The following is a 17,408-nucleotide window of genomic DNA, read 5'->3' as shown; positions in this document are numbered from 1 at the left end:
GTCGACGTCGTACTGCCCCTCACCCAGGATGCGAACGATCACTGCTCGGCCTTCTTCTCGGTCGACTCCACGTCGATCACCGGCGCGTTGGCGTCGGCGCCGGGCAGCGCCTGCGTCTGCTGCGGGGAGCTGAGGCCCTTGAGCGCGGCGAGCTCGGCCTCGACGTCGTTGGTCGAGCTGAGCGCGTCGAGCTGACGGGTGATGTCGTCGGACGGTCCGGCGGTGAGGTCGTCGAGGGCGCCCGAGGCGAGCAGCTCGTCAACGGCACCCGCGCGGGCCTGCATCTCGAGGGTCTTGTCCTCGGCCCGCTGCATCGCCAGGCCGATGTCGCCCATCTCCTCACCGATGCCGGAGACGGCCTCGTTGATCCGGGTCTGCGCCTCGGCGGCGGTGTAGGTCGCCTTGATGGTCTCCTTCTTGGTGCGGAAGGCCTCCACCTTGGCCTGCAGCCGCTGCTGGGCGAGGGTGAGCTTCTCCTCCTCACCCTGGAGGGTGGCGAGCTGCGTGTTGAGATCGTTGATCTGGCTCGTCAGTCCCGACTTGCGGGTCAGCGCCTCGCGAGCGAGATCCTCGCGGTTCATCTCGATGGCCTTCTGGGCCTGTCCGGTGAGCTTGTCGGACTGCTGCTTGAGCCCGTTGATCTGCAGCTCGACGCGCTTGCGGCTGGTCGCGACGTCCGCGACGCCGCGGCGCACCTGCTGCAGCATCTGAAGCTGCTTCTGGTAGCTGTAGTCGAGCACCTCCCGTGGGTCCTCGGCCTTGTCGAGCGCCTTGTTTGCCTTCGCCTTGAAGACCAGGCTCAGCCGCTTCATCACACTCATCGGTTCCCTTTACGCCTCTCATATGCGGCCGACCGCCGGCCGCCCCGCGTCGTCGCTTGCCGCTGGACTCTCGTCGTCCTAGGACAAGTGTTGCCTCTCACCTTAGGTCGGGTCCACAAAACTCGCTGTCAAGGCCGCTCGGGATATCCTGTGTGTGTCCCAGCCAACAGGTAAGAGGTCACTTAAGTTGTTCGGTCGCAAGTCCCCCGCCCCGCAGGTCGTCGAGCCCGAGAGCCCGGTCAAGGAGACCGGCAAGGGTCGCCCGACCCCCACGCGCAAGGAAGCGGAGGCGGCACGCAAGGCGCGCCTGAAGCAGCCGCGTACGCGCAAGGAGATCAACGCCGCCAACCGCGCCCAGCGCGCCGAGCAGGGCGAGAAGATGCGCCAGGCGATGAAGACCGGCGACGAGCGCTACCTGCCGCTGCGCGACAAGGGCCCGGTCAAGCGCTTCATCCGCGACTGGATCGACGCCCGGTTCACCTTCGCCGAGATCGTGCTCCCGGTGCTGATCATCGCGCTGGTGGTGCCCTACGTCAGCCTCGAGCTGGCGATGTACTCCCAGCTCTTCACCCTCGTCGTGATGGCCACCGTGGTCGTCAACCTGATCGCGCTGCGCTTCCTGCTCCGCAAGGAGCTCAAGCGCCGCTTCCCCGACAACGACCTCAAGGGCACCACCTACTACGCGATCATGCGGGCCATCCAGATCCGCCCGCTGCGCCTGCCCAAGCCGCAGGTCAAGATCGGCACCCAGCTCCCCGACGACTACCGCTGATCTTCGACCGGAGCGTCCTCGACCTCGCACACGAGGCTCGCTCCGCCCACGCGGTCCTGGAAGCTCCATGAGCTGGCCAGGTCGGTCAGCTTCTCGGCGACGTAGGGCTCCGGTGCCGCTGCGGGCATCGAGGTGAGCGTCCAGACCGTGGAGAGCTCGACCCGGGTCGGGGTACGCCAGGCCAGCTTGACCCAGATCTCGCCGGGCAGGTTCGTGAGGGCCACATGGACACCGAAGGCGGCGAGCACCTCGAGCCGGTTGGCGGCGCGGTCGCCGACGACCCGGGAGTCGGTCCATGCCCGCACCTGGCCCATCGCCTGGTCCGGCGTCAGCAGGTCCGCCGCTTGTTCGCGCTCCGTGTCGTGGACGTGGTTGCTCATCAACTGACCTCTCGGGTGGGGGATGGTGTGTCCGGAGCCGCCTGGATGTCCCAGATGGTGTCGAGACCGGCGCGGCGGAGCCGACCGGCGAGGGCTGGGTCGGCGTTCCGGAGATGGACGGGCACGCCCCGCGTACCGCAGCGGCGCTTCGCCCACAACAGTGCGGCGACCGTCGTCGAGGAGAACCGGGTCAGCCCGGTCAGATCGACCACGACCGCCTCGGGACCGCCCGCGAGCATCTCCGCGAGCCGCCAACGCAGGTTGTGGACAGCCCGCCGGCAGGTGGCGTCCGAGAACGGGACGACGACGGTCTCCTCGACCGGGTAGAAGTCTTCCTCGCTCATGCCGCCAACCCTGACCGCCACGTATGAAGGTCCCTTCGCAGTTTCGTGTCAGTTTCGTGTCACTTCCCGCCCGCAGACCACAACGGCGCGGTGTCGTCACCGCTCGGATGAGACGATCCGAGACGTGCAAGAGGCAGCAAGACGAGTGCTCATCCTGGAGGACGACTACGGGCTGCGTACGTCACTCCGACTCTTCCTCGAGCAGGAGGGATACGCGGTCGGCGAGGCGGACGACGCCGAGGTCGCCCTCGCCCTGGACGGCGAGCGGCCCTTCGACGTGATGCTCGTCGACCTGATGCTCGGCGGCATCGACGGGTTCACCTTCATCCGCAGCATCCGCCCGCGCACGACCGCGCCGATCATCGTGATCAGTGCCCGCGACGGCGCCAAGGACGTGGTCGCGGCGCTCGAAGCGGGAGCCGACGACTACGTACGCAAGCCGTTCGACGTCGCCGAGGTCAGGGCCCGGATCAAGGCGGCGCTGCGGCGCCCCGACTACCCGCTCGTGCCCGCCGCCGGGGGCTACACACCGGCCAGCGGAATCGTGCTCGACTCGACCGACGGACCCCTCGTCTTCGATCCGGCCGCCGCGACCCTGCGCCGCGGAGCCGAGGACCTCCACCTGACCAGCACGGAGTTCAAGCTTCTGCTCGCCTTGGCGGCCAGCCCGGGCCGGGTGATGACCCGCGAGAACCTGGTCAGCCAGATGTGGCCGGAGGGTCATCACGGCGACGTCCGGGTCGTCGACGTGCACGTCAGCCGGCTGCGGAACAAGGTCGACACCGACCCGGATGTTCGCGGCGTCATCTCGACGGTTCGCGGGCTGGGCTATCGGCTGGACCCGCGATGAGCCGGTGGCCGCCCCGTCGGGGGCTCCGCACCAACGTGGTCGCCACGTTCGCCGCCGGCGCGCTGCTGATCAGCCTGATCCTCGCCTTCGGCACCTACTTCTCCGCGCGTCACTATCTGATCGTGCAACGCGAGCGGAACGCCCTGCAGCAGGCCTACATCGACGCCGCGCTGGTCAAGGAACGGCTGCGCACCAACGGGGTGAGCGTCGCCGAGGTGCTCGCCGAGATCGCTCCGCCGAGCCGCACCACGGTGCTCGTCCACCAGGACGGCCAGTGGTACTCCTCCGACCTCACCACACCCGTCCGCGACGCCACCCGCAACGTGGTCAGAAGCGTCGAGGAGGGCGAGGTCGCGCTCTCCTGGAACGACGCCGGCGACCGGCCCAACATCGTGGTCGGGATCCCGCTCGAGGGCGTCGACGCCGACTACTACGAGGTCACCTACGCCAAGGAGCTCAGCCAGACCCTCGACACCATGGGCTACGCCCTCGCCATCTCGGCGGCACTGACGACCGTCGCCGGCGGCATCATGGGCTGGTACGCAGCCCGGCGGGTGCTGCGTCCGCTGCGACAGGTCGCCCTGGCCGCCGCGCGTATCTCCGCCGGCGAGCTCGACACCAGGGTCGAGGCGACCGACGATCCCGACCTGGCCACGCTGACCGGGTCGTTCAACACCATGGTCGACACCGTCGTCGAGCGTCTCGACCACGACGCCCGCTTCGCCGCCGACGTGAGCCACGAGCTCCGTACACCCGTGGCGACCCTCACCACCAGCCTGGGTGTCCTGCAGGGCGACCCCACCCTCTCACCGAGTTCCGCGACGGCCGTGGGCCTGATGTCCGGCGAGCTGGACCGGTTCCGCGGAGCACTGGAGGACCTGATCACGCTGGGGCGGCTCGACGCCGGGGTGCGTGAGTCGGAGTGGGAGGTGCTGGGCGTCGCCGGCCTGGTCGCCGCGATTCTGGCGGAGGCCGCGATCGGCAGCGAGGTGACCGTGGAGGTGCCCAGGGACCTGGAGATATACGCCGACCGGCTGCAGGTCCACCGAGCGCTGGCCAACCTGGTCCGCAACGCCGAGACCCACGGCGGTGGCCTCACCGCCGTGCACGCCTCCGCGCGGCGTGGCTACGCGGAGATCCACGTCGTCGACTCCGGCCCTGGCGTCCCCGCCGCCGAGCGGGAGCGCATCTTCGACCGGTTCGCCCGGATGGGTGCTCGCGGGGCGACCACCGGCAGCGGGCTCGGGCTGAGCATCGTCGAGCAGACCGCCCAGCTCCACGACGGCTCCGTCTGGTGCCGCGAGGCCGACTCCGGAGGCGCCGACTTCGTGCTCTCCCTCCCCGTGGCGCCCACGGCGCGGTCCTCCGCGGGCCGGGAGGTGACATGAGGGTGCTGCGTACGGCCTGGGCGGCGGGTGCCGCGGGTCTTCTCCTGCTCGGGGTCGCGTCGTGCGGCGTTCCCCATGACGACAAGGTGCGCACCGTCGACCCTTCCGAGGTGCCCTACCATCTGCTCGACGACTCGACCGAGGTGCCGTCGGATGCGGCCGGAGGTGCGACCGGACCGCGGCTCTACTGGGTCGACTCCCAGGAGCGACTCGTCGGCCGACCCGCGGGGAGCTTCTGCTCCAAGACCCTGACCGGCGTCGCCAGGAACATCCTCGACCAGCTCGGCGACGGTCCCTCCTCGCGCGATCTGGGCGAAGGCCTCGGCACGGCCATGCCGCCGGAAGGATGGCTGGAGCTGGTGGAGATCGCCGATCGCACCGCCCACCTCCGTGTCTCCGCCGACGACCAGATTGCCACCAACCGGGTCGTGCTCGCCACGGCGCAGACAGTGCTCTCGCTGACCTCGATCCCCGGCGTGGACCGGGTGGAGATGGAGTACGACGCCGGACCCCTGCAGGCACCGCGGTCATCTGGCGAGCTGGCCGACGGCCCGCTGCGGCACGACGACTACCGCAGCCTCCTCGCCGACCCCGCCGAGCAGCCCAAGGACGATCGGCTACGACACCGGGACCTCTGCCCCGGCTGAGCCGCTTCCCACTCAGGCCAGTCCGAGGACGTCTTCGAGGCCGATGGTGAGCCCTGGGCGCGCGCCGATGCCGCGGATCGCGGCGAGCACGCCGTGGGCGAAGGAGGCGTGGGAGAGCGAGTCGTGGCGGATGGTCAGCAGCTCGCCGACGCCGCCGAGGACGACCTCCTGGTGGGCGACCGAGCCGGACATCCGCAGCGAGTGGATCGGGATGCCCTCCACGGAGGCGCCACGGGCGCCGTCGAGCGCCGAGGTGGTCGCGTCGGGCGCCGGGCCCACGCCGGCCTCCCGGCGCGCCGCAGCAACGAGCTCGGCGGTCCTGCGCGCCGTACCGGAGGGAGCGTCGGCCTTCCGCTCGTGGTGGGTCTCGACGATCTCCACCGACGGAAAGTGGGCGGCGGCGAGCTCGGCGAAGCGCATCATCAGCACGGCGCCGACCGAGAAGTTGGGCACCACCATCGCGCCGACACCCGGCGCCTTCGCCAGCCAGGCCTCGAGCTGCTCGACACGGTCGGGGCCGAAGCCGGAGGTGCCGATCACCGTGTGCACGCCGTGGGACAGGCAGAACTCGGCGTTGCCCATGACCGCCTCGAGCGTGGTGACGTCGACGGCCACCTCGGCGCCGGCGTCCGTGATCGCCGACAGTTCGTCGCCGCGACCGATCCGCGCCGCGAGCTCCATGTCGTCGGCGGACTCCACGGCCTCGCAGACCGCCGAGCCGAGCTTGCCACGTGCACCGAGAACAGCCACCTTAATCATGGGGCCCAACCCTATAGATCACGCTCCAGCAACGATCTACCAGCATCCGGTGAACACTGTCCGGCGAGGGTCGTGCGCACAACGGTAGGTGGATCTGGCAGTCTTGGACCCATGGTGGTGCAGACGATCCCTGCTCGGATCCGTTGGGCCGTTGACTTCATGGACATCCAACCGAACGATCATGTCCTTGAAGTCGGCTGTGGCCCGGGGGCTGGTGCCGAGCTGATCTGTAGCCGGCTGGAGACCGGAAAGCTGTTTGCGATCGACCGCTCGGAGTCGGGCGTCGATCGTACGAAGCGACGCTGCGCGAAATACCTGGAGTCAGGGCGCCTCACGGTCCGCCAGATCGATCTCGCGACGCTGCGGGTGCCGGTCAAGCGGCTGACGAAGGTCTTCGCGTTCAACGTCAACCTGTTCTGGGTGCGCGACGCATCCGCCGAGATCGCGCTGCTCCATGAGCGCGTGCTCCCCGGCGGCACGGTCAACCTCTTCTACGAGGCCACCCAGCGCGAGCAGGTCCCCGAGATCATCGAGAAGTCGAGCAAGGCGCTGGCCGACGCCGGCTTCCGGGTCTCCATCGTCGACTCCAAGGTCCCCGCCGCCGTCGGGATCATCGGCAAGCGGTAGCCGCCGACATCCGCATCGCGAGACGAGCCCGCAAGCTTGACGGGGAGTTCTCGGGTTTGCGGGGTGTTTCAATGCCCGTCAACCCCAGGGATACCCGGTCGACCGGGTATCCCTGGGGACGGACTCAGGCCGGCCCGACGACCGCGAGGATCTCGGGCCGGGTGAGGATCTCGGCAGCGACCTCGCGACAGTCCTCCAGGGTGACCGCGTCGATGCGGGCCAGGACCTCGTCGATCGAGTAGAGCTCGCGGTGGACCAGCTCGGCTCGGCCGATGCGGGACATCCGGGAGGCGGAGTCCTCCAGGCCCAGCACGAGCCCGCCGCGCAGCTGGCCCTTGCCGAGCTCGAGCTCCTCGGCGGTGATGCCGTCGCGGGCGACGGCGGCCAGCTCGGAGCGTACGACCTCGAGGACCTCGTCGAGCTTGGCCGGCAGGCAGCCGACCTGGACCCCGAAGAGGCCCGTCTCGGCGTGGCTGTAGGCGTAGGAGTAGACCGAGTAGGCCAGGCCCCGGTGTTCGCGGACCTCCTGGAAGAGCCGTGACGAGGTCGCCCCGCCGACGGCGGTGTTGACCACCTCGAAGGCGAAACGGCGGTCGTCGCCGCGCTGCAGGCCCTCGCGGGCCAGGATCACGTTGACCTGCTCGAGCGGACGCTCGGCGCTGATCTCGCCGGCGACGACCTCGAGCGGCGCCCCTTCGCGCGGAGGAACCGGCGCCGCCGATCCCTGCAGGAACCCCGAGCCGGAGAAGGCCTTCTCCACCATCGCCACGACCTCGTCGTGGTCGACGTTGCCGGCGACCGCGACGACCATCCGGGGCGCGACGTAGTGCTCCCGGTAGAAGTCGTTGATCTCCTCGCGGGTCAGCGCGGAGATCGAGGCCTCCGTGCCGGCGATGCCCCGCCCGAGCGGCGTCTCGGCACCCCACGCCTGGGCCGCGACGAGATTGTGGATGACGTCGTCGGGGTCGTCGTCGTGCATCGCGATCTCGTCGAGGATCACGTCACGCTCGGCCTCGACGTCCTCGGCCGTGATCAGCGAGGAGGTCAGCATGTCGCCGACGACATCGATCGCCAGCGGCAGGTCGTCGTCGAGCACCCGCGCGTGGAAGCAGGTGTACTCCTTGGCGGTGTAGGCGTTGAACTCGCCGCCGACGCGGTCCATCGACGAGGAGATCTCCAAGGCCGTACGGGACGGGGTGCCCTTGAACAGCAGGTGCTCGAGGAAATGGGAGCAGCCGTGCTGACGCGCGGTCTCGTCGCGGGACCCGACGCCGATGAAGACGCCGACGGCGGCCGAGCGGACCCCGGCCATCTGCTCGGACACGATCCGCAGGCCCGAGGGGTGGACCGTACGGCGCACCAGCGACGTCACCGCGCCGTTGACCTCGGTCTGCTCGAGCGTGACGGTGGTGCCGGGCTCCTGGTTATAGCCGGAGGACCGGCCGACACCCTTGTGTCGACCGGTCCCTCGTGCCGAAGCGGAGCCAGAGGCATTCCACTCAGTAGTGCGTGACGCCAAGGTCACTCCTCGTCTGCGGCCTCGGTGGCGGTCTCAGCCGAAGCCTCCTCGGCGGGAGCCTCCTCCTCGAGCACCGGGGCGAGCGAGAGCTTGCCGCGGTCGTCGATCTCGGCGATCTCGACCTGGATCTTCTGGCCGACCTCGACGACGTCCTCGACCGACTCCACTCGCTTGCCGCCGTTGAGAGCGCGCAGCTTGGTGATGTGGAGCAGGCCGTCCTTGCCCGGGAGCAGGGCGACGAAGGCACCGAAGTTGGTCGTCTTCACGACCGTGCCGAGGTAGCGCTCGCCGACCTCGGGCATGGTCGGGTTGGCGATCGCGTTGACCGCCGCGCGGGCGGCCTCGGCGGCACCGCCGTCGGTCGCGCCGATGAGCACCGTGCCGTCGTCCTCGATGGAGATCTGGGCGCCGGTATCCTCCTGGATCTGGTTGATCACCTTGCCCTTCGGACCGATGACCTCGCCGATCTTGTCCACGGGGACCTTCACGGTGATGATCCGCGGAGCGGTCGGAGCCATCTCCTCGACGCCGCCGATGGCCTCGTGCATGACGTCCAGGATGGTCATCCGAGCGTCCTTGGCCTGGTTCAGCGCCTGGGCGAGGACCTCGGCCGGGATGCCGTCGAGCTTGGTGTCGAGCTGGAGCGCGGTGACGAACTCCGGGGTGCCGGCGACCTTGAAGTCCATGTCGCCGAAGGCGTCCTCGGCACCGAGGATGTCGGTGATCGCGACGTACTTCGTCTCGCCGTCGATCTCACCGGAGATCAGACCCATCGCGATGCCGGCGACCGGGGCCTTCAGCGGGACACCCGCGTTGAGCAGCGACATCGTCGAGGCGCAGACCGAGCCCATCGAGGTGGAGCCGTTGGAGCCCATGGCCTCGGAGAGCTGGCGGATCGCGTAGGGGAACTCCTCACGGCTCGGGATCACCGGCAGGAGCGCGCGGCGGGCGAGCGCACCGTGGCCGACCTCGCGGCGCTTGGGCGAGCCGACGCGGCCGGTCTCACCGGTGGAGAACGGCGGGAAGACGTACTTGTGCATGTAGCGGCGCGACTTCTCCGGGGAGAGGGTGTCGAGCTGCTGCTCCATCTTGAGCATGTCGAGGGTGGTGACACCCAGGATCTGGGTCTCGCCACGCTCGAAGAGCGAGGAGCCGTGAACCCGCGGGATCACCCCGACCTCGGCGTGCAGCGGACGGATGTCGGCCAGGCCGCGACCGTCGATGCGGACCTTGTCGCGCAGGACCTGCTCGCGCACGGCCTTCTTGGTGATGGCCCGGTAGGCCGCGCCGATCTCACCCTCGCGGCCCTCGAACTGCGCGCCGATCTTCTCGATCAGGGCCGCCTTGATCCGGTCGGCCTCGTCCTCACGCTCGTGCTTGGACAGCGTGCGCTCTCGCTTGCCGCCCACGGTGTAGAGGTCGCGTACGTCGGCGCCGACGGTGGCCTCGACGGCCTCGTAGACGTCGTCCTGGTAGTCCAGGAAGATCGGGTAGTCCTGCACCGGCTTGGCGGCCTGCTTGGCAAGCTCGGCCTGGGCCTCGACGAGCTGCTTGATGAACGGCTTGGCGGCGTCCAGACCACCGGCCACGATCGGCTCGGTCGGCGCCTGGGCACCGGCCTGGACCAGGTCCCAGGTCTGCTCGGTGGACTCGGCCTCGACCATCATGATCGCGACGTCGCCGGAGTCGGTGACGCGGCCGGCGACGACCATGTCGAAGACGGCGTTCTCGAGCTGGCTGTGGGTCGGGAAGGCGACCCACTGGCCCTCGATCAGGGCGACGCGTACGCCGCCGACCGGGCCGGAGAACGGCAGGCCGGAGAGCTGGGTGGACATCGACGCGGCGTTGATCGCGAGCACGTCGTAGGGCTGGTCGGGGTCGAGCGCCATGACGGTGATGACGACCTGGACCTCGTTGCGCAGGCCCTTCTTGAAGGTCGGGCGCAGCGGGCGGTCGATCAGTCGGCAGGTGAGGATCGCGTCCTCGCCGGGGCGGCCCTCGGAACGGAAGAAGGAGCCGGGGATCTTGCCCGCGGCGTACATCCGCTCCTCGACGTCCACCGTGAGCGGGAAGAAGTCGAAGTGGTCCTTCGGCTGCTTCGAGACGGTGGTCGCCGACAGCAGCATCGTCTCGTCGTCGAGGTAGGCGGTCACGGAACCCGCGGCCTGCCGGGCCAGCAGCCCGGTCTCGAACTTGACGGTGCGGGTGCCGAACTTGCCGTTGTCGATGGTGGTCTCGACGGCAGTGATGACTGGTTCGGTCAAGGAATTCGTCCTTAGTTTCTCACGGAGCGACCCCGCGCCGGGCGTGTGCGCGCGCTCGCGCACAGGGCCGGTCTTCGATCGAGACCCTCAGCCTTCGCGGCAGATGCCGAAATCTGGGAGTCACTACCGAGGACCGAGCCGGTCGGGCGGGCCGCTCCTGGTGATGATCTTTTTCTTCGTACGCCGGCCGGTGGCCGTAGCACTCTCGGTCCAGCCTATCCGCCGACCGCCCGAAACGTGGAACGCGCGCCCCGGTCGCGTCTCACACGACCGCGACGGGGTGGCGTACGACGGCGTCGAAGAAGTAGCCGCCGGGGTTGTGCGCGGCGACGTCGGGCTGGGTGCGACCGGCCCGGTCGGTGGCCCGGACGAGGATCTCGTACGCCCCGGGCGCCGGGTTCCGCCAGGTGTGGTCCCACTGCGCCCAGCCGAGGCCGTGGCCGCCCGTGGGGCGACCCGGCGCGTGCTGGACGGCCAGCGCCCAGGTCTCGCCGCCGTCGGTGCTGATCTCGACCCGCGCGATCGGCGCCGCACCGGACCAGGAGCGGCCGCTGAGCACGATCCGCTCCCCCGCCGGGATCTGGGCGTTCCACTCCAGCTCGAGCGCGGAGCGGACCGGGTTGACGGTGAGCGGGCCGTCGACGTTGTACCACGTGGTGTCCCACGGTGAGGTCAGCACGCTCGTGGAGACCTCCAGCGAGCCGAGCCACTTGATCGACGCGATCCCGATCCAGCCCGGCAGCAGCAGCCGCAGCGGGAACCCGTGGTCGGGCAGCAGGTCTTCGCCGTTGGCACCCCACACCAGCAGCGCGTCGTCGTAGGCCTTCTCGATCGGGAACGGCCGGCGCACCCGGCCGTAGTCGACGCCCTTGTCCACATAGCTGGCATCGAGCCCGGTCGCCTGCACCGAGACCGCGTCGTGCCGGACCCCGACGGCCGTGAGGACGTCCTGGAGGCGGACGCCCTTCCAGCGGACCGCGCCGACGGCACCGAGCGTCCACTTCGTGCCACTGACCTCCTGGCCCTGCTGGGTCGCGAAGAAGCTGCGTCCGTTGCCGGTGCACTCGTGGACGGAGGTCGTCTCGACGTGCCGGAACGCCTTGAGGTCGTCGAGGGTGAGCCGGACCCCGGCGGGGTCGCGCAGCCCGTCGCCGAAGATCTCCAGCTCGTACGTCGCGGGGTCGATCCGCGGGGTCGCGGTGTGGTTGCGCACGAACAGGTCGGCCTGCGGCGTCAGGTAGCGGCGCGGGTCGACCGAGTCCCAGCGGGTCTCGGCGTTGGTGCCGTAGTCGACGAAGCGCTCGGCCGGCAGCGGCTTGAGGATCGCCGGCGCACCAGCCGCGGCGCCGGCGGTGACCGACTGGGTGGCCTGAGTGGTGCCCACCGCGGCCGCGCCGAGCGCGGAGGCCGTGAGGAAGGAGCGGCGGTTCAGTCCTGCGCGTGTCATGCCCGCCAGATTAACACTACTAATTTGATGTAGCTAGTGTCTTGGGGTCTCCGGGTACCCCGGAGAACGAACAGCGGCCGCCCGGAGGTCCGGGCGGCCGCTGCGTACGAAGATCAGGAGATCAACGGCGAAGGCCGAGCTTCTCGATGATCGAGCGGTAGCGCTCGATGTCCTTCTTCTGAAGGTAGTTGAGAAGGCGGCGGCGCTGACCGACGAGCAGCAGCAGACCACGACGGCTGTGGTGGTCGTGCTTGTGCTCCTTGAGGTGGTCGGTCAGGTGGGAGATGCGGTGCGACAGCAGCGCGATCTGCACCTCCGGCGAGCCGGTGTCACCCTCGGTCGTGGCGTACTCGGCGATGATCTTCTTCTTGGTCTCCGCGTCAGTTCCAACTGCCATGCGAAGGCTCCCTTCCGGCCCGTGGGCCTACTCGTTGCGCGGCGCGCCCGGGCCTGTTCACCGGGGCACTCTTGGTCCGCGGCCGATTTCACGGCTTGAGCTGTCGACCCCCATGGGACGACAACCCGAGAAGATTAACAGCGAGCCGGGGTGCGCCCCGAATCGCCGCCGGATCAAGCCACGAGCACGAGTCGCGCCACCAGCCGCCGCAACCTCCACCACAGCTTCATCAACCTCACCTCGTCTCTCCGCCATCTGGATCGACGCTGCGGAACCGGGATCGGTTGCATCAGGTCAGGTCATGGCCTGTCGGCGGTACCCGCGGAGGCGCTCGATGATGCGCTCGGGGATGCACTCGGCGCGCTCGTCGACACCCCGGGCAGCGACACCTTCGGCACGGTGGCCAGCGGCGGCTCCTGGATCGCCGGCGCGTCCTCGTTCCCGTCCGCGAACGCGTTCGGGTCGAGCGCGGTGCCCGGCTGGACCCGGCTGGGCAGCGGGAAGACGTTGTAGAGCTGCGCGGCACCGTTGGACCAGGGGTAGAAGATCCGCGGCTGCAGCGCCTCACCGGTCATCCCGTCGGTGCAGGCGACCTCGGCCGTGTCGAGCTCGTCGACGGCCAGCGGCGGCAGGGGCACAGCAGTCGTCGAGGTGCAGTCGGGCTGGGTGACTACGTCGATCGGCTCGCCCTCCTGGTCGAAGAGCTGGACGCCGGTCAGCGGCTTGCCCGAGGCGTCGTAGGGGTAGATGTTGCTGACCCACTTCCCGTCGGAGTAGATCCCCGCCTGCTCCTCGATCGGCGCGCCATAGCCGCCGTTGGCCTCGTTGTAACCGTCGGTCCAGCCTCGGTCGTAGTCCATGCTGCTGCCGAGGACGCCAGTCGCCCAGGTCATGAAGAGCACGAACGCGGCGAACGCGTTCAGGACCAGGAGCACCACCCGCGCGAGGGTCCCACGCTCGCCGCCGGGCCAGACCCGCCCGGCGCCGATGAACATGCTGACCACCACCGCGACGATGAGGAGCACGACCGAGGGAGCGCTCGACATGGTCCAACTGAACACCGCCGAGACCAGCCAGACCGCGACCCAGGCGCGCACGATCCACCACAGCGGCCGCAGCCAGGCGACCACGGGCCCCAGATCCGTACGCAGCAGCTCGCCGAGCTTGGCGACCGCGACGTCGAAGCGGGCGTGGCCGGCGTCCAGGAACCCGTCGACCTGCTCCCCGAACCCCCGCCGTGCCGGTACGCCCGCCGGGATCCCCGCGGCCGCCCGCAGCTCCTTGGCGTACTCCACCGGGTCGCCGAGCGCGTCGGGCCCACGCTCCTCGACCAGCTCGGTGAAGTCGGCCTCGAGCCCGTCGGTGATGTCGCTGAGCACCTCCGGGTCGAGGTCGGCGAGCTCACGGCGTACGCGAGCCAGGAAGAGCCGCACCTCCGGTGCGACGTTCGCCTCTGCATCTGTGGTCGTCATGCGCGTGCCCCTTGGAGGATCTGGGTGACAGTGGTGGAGAAGTGGGACCAGTCCTCGCGCTGTTGCTTGAGCTGGCCTTGCCCGGCGGGCGTGATGCCGTAGTACTTGCGGTGCGGACCGGACTCCGACGGCACGACATAGGAGGTCAGGGAGCCGGCGGCGTACAGCCGCCGCAGGGTGCCGTAGACCGACGCGTCCCCGACGTCCGTGAGCCCGCTGTCGCGGAGCTTGCGGACGATGTCATAGCCGTACGCGTCCTCGCCGTCGACGACGGCCAGTACGGTCAGGTCGAGCACCCCTTTGAGCAGCTGGGTGGTATCCATGCTTGGCACACTACTACGCAGTGCGCACTACTTGCCAGAGCATGGCACCGCGCGCCGCAGCGAGCTCGGAGCTCGGCGGCGCGGAGGAGACCCGGCCGGACTAGGACCGCCCGCGTACGTCGCGGACGAAGTCCTTCCAGGCCGCCGTGTCGCTCGCCGGGCCGGAGCCGCGGGCAGGGCCGGTGAAGGTGCGGATCTGGACGGGCTGGACGGGCTGGGCCGGGCGGCCGGCGGGCGAGGCGGGGACGATTCGGGTCTGGGCGGTCGGCACGGCGACGCTCGAGCGCAGCTGCTGACCGTAGCCACCAGGGGCGTTCCCCGGTTCGCTGTCGGAGATGAGCGAGGACATCGAGGTGTATTCGACCCGGTTGCCGGGCACCGCGAGCCAGATCAGCGCGATCAGGAGACCGAGCGCCCACCCGTAGGTCAGCCCGTACGCAGCGCCCGACTCGAGCACCTCGTCGAGTGCGGCGCGCACCTGGGCCGAGCGGCCGTCGGTGAAGTAGGTGTAGACGGCGCCGGCGAACTGGCCCGCGGCGGTGGCGACGATCGCGGCGAACCAGCAGCCGAGGAACACCGGCCAGAACGCGCGCGGCCAGATGCCGACGGTGCCGAGCCAGGTCAGCAGCCCGGTGAGCACGAAGACGGTCACGGTGAGGATGGCGGAGAGCACCAGGGCATCTCCGGAGAAGAGGCCGCCGAACGCCCCCTCGCCGAAGTAGGTGAGCCGCTCACCGAGCAGCGTGGCTGCCCACCCGGCCGAGTCGCTGCCGTTCTCCTCGGCCCAGCCGGAGAACGGCGACGACCCGGAGAAGAACTGCAGGGCCCAGAGCCCACCGGTGACGAGGACCGCGTTGATGAAGGCCGGGATGCCGCCGCGGGCACGGTCGGCCTCGACCTCGGTCTCATAGGCGGACGTTGGGGTGGAGTGGGGATCCATGACAAACAATTCAACCGCACCTTCACCCCGGTGGATAGGGCCGTCGCGTTACGGCGCTGACGAAAGGATCTCGCGCGCCCGCACCACGTCGGCGCGCATCTGCGCCACGAGCGCGTCGATCCCCTCGAAGGCGACCATGCCGCGCAGCCGCTCCACGAAGGCGACCTCGACCTCGACGCCGTAGAGCTCCAGGTCGTCGCGGTCGAGCACGTAGGACTCGACCCGGCGTCCGACCACGCCCTCGAAGGTGGGATTGGTGCCGACCGAGATCGCGGCGGGGAACCGCTCCCCCGTGTCGCGCCGGGTCAGCCAGCCCGCGTAGATGCCGTCGGGCGGCACCGCGGTCAGCGAGTCGGTGGGCACGTTGGCCGTCGGGAAGCCGAGCTCGCGACCGCGCTGGTCGCCCTTCACGACGACGCCGCGCACGGAGTAGGGACGGCCGAGCGCCTCGGCGGCTCCGGTGACGTCACCGGCCGCCAGGCAGGTCCGGATGTAGGTCGAGGACCACACCTGGGGACCGCCGTCGAGCGGGATCCCCTCGGCGGAGAAGTCGTGGATCTTGCCGTAGGCGATCAGGTCGGCCACGTCGCCGGCCGCCTTGCAGCCGTAACGGAAGTTGGCGCCGACCACGCATGCCTCGGCGTGCAGCGCGTCGACGAGCACCCGCTGGGCGAACTCGTCGGGCGCCCAGTTGGCCATCTCCATGTCGAAGGGAAGCGCGAGCACGGCGTCGGCACCGGCGGCGAGCAGCAGCTCGGCGCGCTCCTCCATCCTGGTGAGCACACCGGGGGCGTGCTCGGGCCGCAGCACCGCCATCGGGTGCGGGTCGAAGGTGACCGCCACCAGGGTGAGGTCCGTGGCGTCCGCCACCTCGCGCCCCCGGCGCAGCACATGCTGGTGCCCGAGATGGACTCCGTCGAAGTTGCCGATCACGACACAGGTGCGGCCGAGGTCGGCCGGCACCTCGCTCAGACTTCTCCAGAACACGCCGCCAGAATATCCATGCTCGGTCCCCTTCCCCGGATCCGGGCCACCTGACAAACCAAGCAGAACGCGTTCCACCGCGTCGGGACGGAACCCCGCAGGCCGAGACGTCAGCCGACGAAGACGGCCGTGGCCTTGGCGGTCTGGGGCCCGACCGGCTCGTAGAGCGCCAGGAACTCGCCGTCGGGGGCGAAGACACCGGTGAGCCCGTCGAGCGTGACCGCGAGCTTGCGGCCGTAGCGGACGTCCTGCGCCTGCTCCTCGGAGAGGTCGTAGGGGGTGAACGCGGCACGCGCGGCGTGGGCGAGCGGCAGCACGGCGAAATCGTCGGCGAGCTCGTCGAGCGTCCGAGCGACATCGAGACCGTAGGGCCCGACCGCGGTCCGGCGCAGCATCGTCAGGTGTCCGCCGACCCCGAGCGCCTCCCCGACGTCGCGGGCGATCGCCCGGATGTAGGTGCCCGAGGAGCAGCGCACAGCGATGTCGACGTCGACCACGTCGCCCTCCCTGCGGATCTCGCCGATGGTGAGCTCGTGCACTGTGACGGGTCGCGCCTTCAGCTCGACCTGCTCCCCGTCGCGTACGCGTTGGTAGGCGCGCTTGCCGTCGACCTTGATCGCGGACACCGCGGTCGGCACCTGGAGGATGTCACCGACCTGGCTGGCGAAGGCGCTGCGTACGCGCTCCTCGTCGAGATCAGCCGCCGAGCTCGTCGAGAGCACCTCACCCTCGGCGTCGTCGGTGGTCGTGGTGACCCCGAGCCGCACGGTCGCCGAGTAGGACTTCTCGGTCAGCATCAGATGACCGAGGAGCCGGGTGGCCCGCTCGACCCCCAGGACGAGTACGCCGGTGGCCATCGGGTCCAGCGTGCCGGCATGCCCGACCTTGCGGGTGCCGGCCAGCCGGCGTACGCGCGCGACGACGTCGTGGGACGTGACGCCGGCAGGCTTGTCGACGACGACGAGACCGGAGCTGACACTCACTCCTCGTCGTCCTCGTCCCACTCGTCCTCGGTCTCACGAGGCTTCTTGTAGGGGTCGGCCTCGCCGGCGTAGGTGGTGCCGCGGGAAGCCGCGACCGCGTCGTCCTGCGCCTTGGCGCGGGCGAGCACGTCGTCGAGGTGACGGGCCGTCTCGGGCAGCGCGTCGTGGATGAACTCCAGCGTCGGAGCCGTGCGGGTGCCGAGCTGCTTGGCCACCTCGGAGCGGATCAGCCCCTTGGCCGACTCCAGCGCGGCGGCCGTGCCGGCCAGCTCCGCCTCCGAGTCGGCGCCCAGCACCGTGTAGAAGATCGTCGCCTGCTGGCTGTCGCCGGTCACCCGGACGTCGGTGACGGTGACGAACCCGATCCGCGGGTCCTTGATCCGCCGCTCCAGCATCTGCGCCACGATGACCTTGATCCGGTCAGCGATCCTGCGAACTCGTGGGCTACTCATGTTCACACTCTCTCAAATAATCGAAGCAAATCGAGACGT

General features: G+C 69.8%; 19 protein-coding genes. 5 read left to right on the top strand and 14 right to left on the bottom strand.

The features are described 5' to 3' along the window. Positions 1 to 38: 38 nt before the first annotated feature. Positions 39 to 821: a PspA/IM30 family protein gene (locus ACFVJS_RS16930; RefSeq protein ID WP_378882413.1), complete on the bottom strand. Its 783-nt coding sequence runs from the start codon at positions 819 to 821 to the stop codon at positions 39 to 41. Positions 822 to 1,008: 187 nt separating this feature from the next. On the opposite strand from ACFVJS_RS16930, the gene ACFVJS_RS16925 reads away from it, so the two are divergent. After that, complete coding sequence (locus ACFVJS_RS16925; protein ID WP_378882410.1) at positions 1,009 to 1,593, top strand: DUF3043 domain-containing protein; 585 nt, start codon at positions 1,009 to 1,011, stop codon at positions 1,591 to 1,593. Here the strand turns inward: ACFVJS_RS16925 and ACFVJS_RS16920 are convergent. Both ACFVJS_RS16920 and ACFVJS_RS16915 read right to left on the bottom strand, forming a co-directional pair. Next, on the bottom strand, positions 1,584 to 1,973 hold the full coding sequence (locus ACFVJS_RS16920; protein ID WP_378882408.1) for a hypothetical protein: 390 nt from the start codon (positions 1,971 to 1,973) through the stop codon (positions 1,584 to 1,586). The genes ACFVJS_RS16925 and ACFVJS_RS16920 overlap by 10 nt on opposite strands. Continuing rightward, positions 1,973 to 2,317, bottom strand: coding sequence for an STAS domain-containing protein (locus ACFVJS_RS16915; RefSeq protein ID WP_378882406.1), 345 nt, complete (start codon positions 2,315 to 2,317; stop codon positions 1,973 to 1,975). The genes ACFVJS_RS16920 and ACFVJS_RS16915 overlap by 1 nt, the downstream gene beginning before the upstream one ends. 124 nt (positions 2,318 to 2,441) lie before the next feature. Between ACFVJS_RS16915 and ACFVJS_RS16910 the strand changes: the two genes are divergently transcribed. The 3 genes from ACFVJS_RS16910 to ACFVJS_RS16900 are packed head-to-tail and all read left to right on the top strand — an operon-like array spanning position 2,442 to position 5,202. Beyond that, positions 2,442 to 3,167, top strand: a complete 726-nt coding sequence (locus ACFVJS_RS16910; protein WP_378882403.1) for a response regulator — start codon at positions 2,442 to 2,444, stop codon at positions 3,165 to 3,167. After that, complete coding sequence (locus ACFVJS_RS16905) at positions 3,164 to 4,555, top strand: ATP-binding protein (RefSeq protein WP_378882400.1); 1,392 nt, start codon at positions 3,164 to 3,166, stop codon at positions 4,553 to 4,555. The genes ACFVJS_RS16910 and ACFVJS_RS16905 overlap by 4 nt, the downstream gene beginning before the upstream one ends. Next, entirely contained in the window at positions 4,552 to 5,202 is a 651-nt protein-coding gene (locus ACFVJS_RS16900; RefSeq protein ID WP_378882397.1) for a GerMN domain-containing protein, read from the top strand. Before ACFVJS_RS16905 ends, ACFVJS_RS16900 begins: the two co-directional genes overlap by 4 nt. A 12-nt stretch (positions 5,203 to 5,214) precedes the next feature. Here the strand turns inward: ACFVJS_RS16900 and dapB are convergent, their stop codons facing one another. Then, positions 5,215 to 5,961, bottom strand: coding sequence for a 4-hydroxy-tetrahydrodipicolinate reductase (dapB, locus tag ACFVJS_RS16895; RefSeq protein WP_378882395.1), 747 nt, complete (start codon positions 5,959 to 5,961; stop codon positions 5,215 to 5,217). Positions 5,962 to 6,072: 111 nt separating this feature from the next. Between dapB and ACFVJS_RS16890 the strand changes: the two genes are divergently transcribed. Beyond that, positions 6,073 to 6,588, top strand: a complete 516-nt coding sequence (locus ACFVJS_RS16890) for a trans-aconitate 2-methyltransferase (protein WP_165110454.1) — start codon at positions 6,073 to 6,075, stop codon at positions 6,586 to 6,588. 124 nt (positions 6,589 to 6,712) lie between these two features. Here the strand turns inward: ACFVJS_RS16890 and ACFVJS_RS16885 are convergent, their stop codons facing one another. From ACFVJS_RS16885 to rbfA, 10 genes are all read right to left on the bottom strand, one after another. After that, complete coding sequence (locus tag ACFVJS_RS16885) at positions 6,713 to 8,107, bottom strand: M16 family metallopeptidase (RefSeq protein ID WP_378882392.1); 1,395 nt, start codon at positions 8,105 to 8,107, stop codon at positions 6,713 to 6,715. Positions 8,108 to 8,109: 2 nt separating this feature from the next. Next, positions 8,110 to 10,371 carry a polyribonucleotide nucleotidyltransferase gene (locus ACFVJS_RS16880; protein ID WP_378882390.1) on the bottom strand — a complete coding sequence of 754 codons (2,262 nt, stop codon included), beginning with the start codon at positions 10,369 to 10,371 and terminating at the stop codon, positions 8,110 to 8,112. A gap of 262 nt (positions 10,372 to 10,633) precedes the next feature. After that, positions 10,634 to 11,818, bottom strand: a complete 1,185-nt coding sequence (locus ACFVJS_RS16875) for a molybdopterin-dependent oxidoreductase (protein ID WP_378882387.1) — start codon at positions 11,816 to 11,818, stop codon at positions 10,634 to 10,636. 121 nt (positions 11,819 to 11,939) lie between these two features. Continuing rightward, positions 11,940 to 12,215: a 30S ribosomal protein S15 gene (gene rpsO / locus ACFVJS_RS16870; RefSeq protein WP_008363208.1), complete on the bottom strand. Its 276-nt coding sequence runs from the start codon at positions 12,213 to 12,215 to the stop codon at positions 11,940 to 11,942. A gap of 299 nt (positions 12,216 to 12,514) precedes the next feature. Next, the gene (locus tag ACFVJS_RS16865; RefSeq protein WP_378882384.1) at positions 12,515 to 13,687 is read right to left on the bottom strand and encodes a hypothetical protein; all 1,173 of its coding nucleotides are present in this window, start codon (positions 13,685 to 13,687) and stop codon (positions 12,515 to 12,517) included. After that, a complete protein-coding gene (locus tag ACFVJS_RS16860; protein ID WP_206443830.1) occupies positions 13,684 to 14,010 on the bottom strand; it encodes a PadR family transcriptional regulator in 327 nt (108 codons plus the stop codon). Before ACFVJS_RS16860 ends, ACFVJS_RS16865 begins: the two co-directional genes overlap by 4 nt. A 100-nt stretch (positions 14,011 to 14,110) precedes the next feature. Continuing rightward, positions 14,111 to 14,950: a hypothetical protein gene (locus ACFVJS_RS16855; protein ID WP_378882381.1), complete on the bottom strand. Its 840-nt coding sequence runs from the start codon at positions 14,948 to 14,950 to the stop codon at positions 14,111 to 14,113. Positions 14,951 to 14,998: 48 nt separating this feature from the next. After that, positions 14,999 to 15,937: a bifunctional riboflavin kinase/FAD synthetase gene (locus ACFVJS_RS16850; protein ID WP_378882378.1), complete on the bottom strand. Its 939-nt coding sequence runs from the start codon at positions 15,935 to 15,937 to the stop codon at positions 14,999 to 15,001. Positions 15,938 to 16,044: 107 nt separating this feature from the next. Next, on the bottom strand, positions 16,045 to 16,917 hold the full coding sequence (gene truB / locus ACFVJS_RS16845; RefSeq protein ID WP_378882375.1) for a tRNA pseudouridine(55) synthase TruB: 873 nt from the start codon (positions 16,915 to 16,917) through the stop codon (positions 16,045 to 16,047). Further along, a complete protein-coding gene (gene rbfA / locus ACFVJS_RS16840; RefSeq protein WP_378882372.1) occupies positions 16,914 to 17,375 on the bottom strand; it encodes a 30S ribosome-binding factor RbfA in 462 nt (153 codons plus the stop codon). Before rbfA ends, truB begins: the two co-directional genes overlap by 4 nt. Between the last annotated feature and the right edge of the window lie 33 nt (positions 17,376 to 17,408).

Source organism: Nocardioides sp. NPDC057772 (assembly GCF_042798075.1).
Lineage (GTDB): Bacteria > Actinomycetota > Actinomycetes > Propionibacteriales > Nocardioidaceae > Nocardioides.
The sequence above is the reverse complement of the archived record's forward strand: the minus strand, read 5'-3'. Positions and strand labels throughout refer to the sequence as shown.

Excerpts from the sequence above, each read along its gene's own strand:
- rpsO (WP_008363208.1), bottom strand. The coding sequence starts at position 12,215 with ATGGCAGTTGGAACTGACGCGGAGACCAAGAAGAAGATCATCGCCGAG.
- dapB (WP_378882395.1), bottom strand. The coding sequence starts at position 5,961 with ATGATTAAGGTGGCTGTTCTCGGTGCACGTGGCAAGCTCGGCTCGGCG.
- ACFVJS_RS16855 (WP_378882381.1), bottom strand. The coding sequence starts at position 14,950 with ATGGATCCCCACTCCACCCCAACGTCCGCCTATGAGACCGAGGTCGAG.
- ACFVJS_RS16930 (WP_378882413.1), bottom strand. The coding sequence starts at position 821 with ATGAGTGTGATGAAGCGGCTGAGCCTGGTCTTCAAGGCGAAGGCAAAC.
- ACFVJS_RS16920 (WP_378882408.1), bottom strand. The coding sequence starts at position 1,973 with ATGAGCAACCACGTCCACGACACGGAGCGCGAACAAGCGGCGGACCTG.
- ACFVJS_RS16890 (WP_165110454.1), top strand. The coding sequence starts at position 6,073 with ATGGTGGTGCAGACGATCCCTGCTCGGATCCGTTGGGCCGTTGACTTC.
- ACFVJS_RS16905 (WP_378882400.1), top strand. The coding sequence starts at position 3,164 with ATGAGCCGGTGGCCGCCCCGTCGGGGGCTCCGCACCAACGTGGTCGCC.
- ACFVJS_RS16915 (WP_378882406.1), bottom strand. The coding sequence starts at position 2,317 with ATGAGCGAGGAAGACTTCTACCCGGTCGAGGAGACCGTCGTCGTCCCG.
- ACFVJS_RS16875 (WP_378882387.1), bottom strand. The coding sequence starts at position 11,818 with ATGACACGCGCAGGACTGAACCGCCGCTCCTTCCTCACGGCCTCCGCG.
- ACFVJS_RS16865 (WP_378882384.1), bottom strand. The coding sequence starts at position 13,687 with ATGACGACCACAGATGCAGAGGCGAACGTCGCACCGGAGGTGCGGCTC.
- ACFVJS_RS16900 (WP_378882397.1), top strand. The coding sequence starts at position 4,552 with ATGAGGGTGCTGCGTACGGCCTGGGCGGCGGGTGCCGCGGGTCTTCTC.
- ACFVJS_RS16860 (WP_206443830.1), bottom strand. The coding sequence starts at position 14,010 with ATGGATACCACCCAGCTGCTCAAAGGGGTGCTCGACCTGACCGTACTG.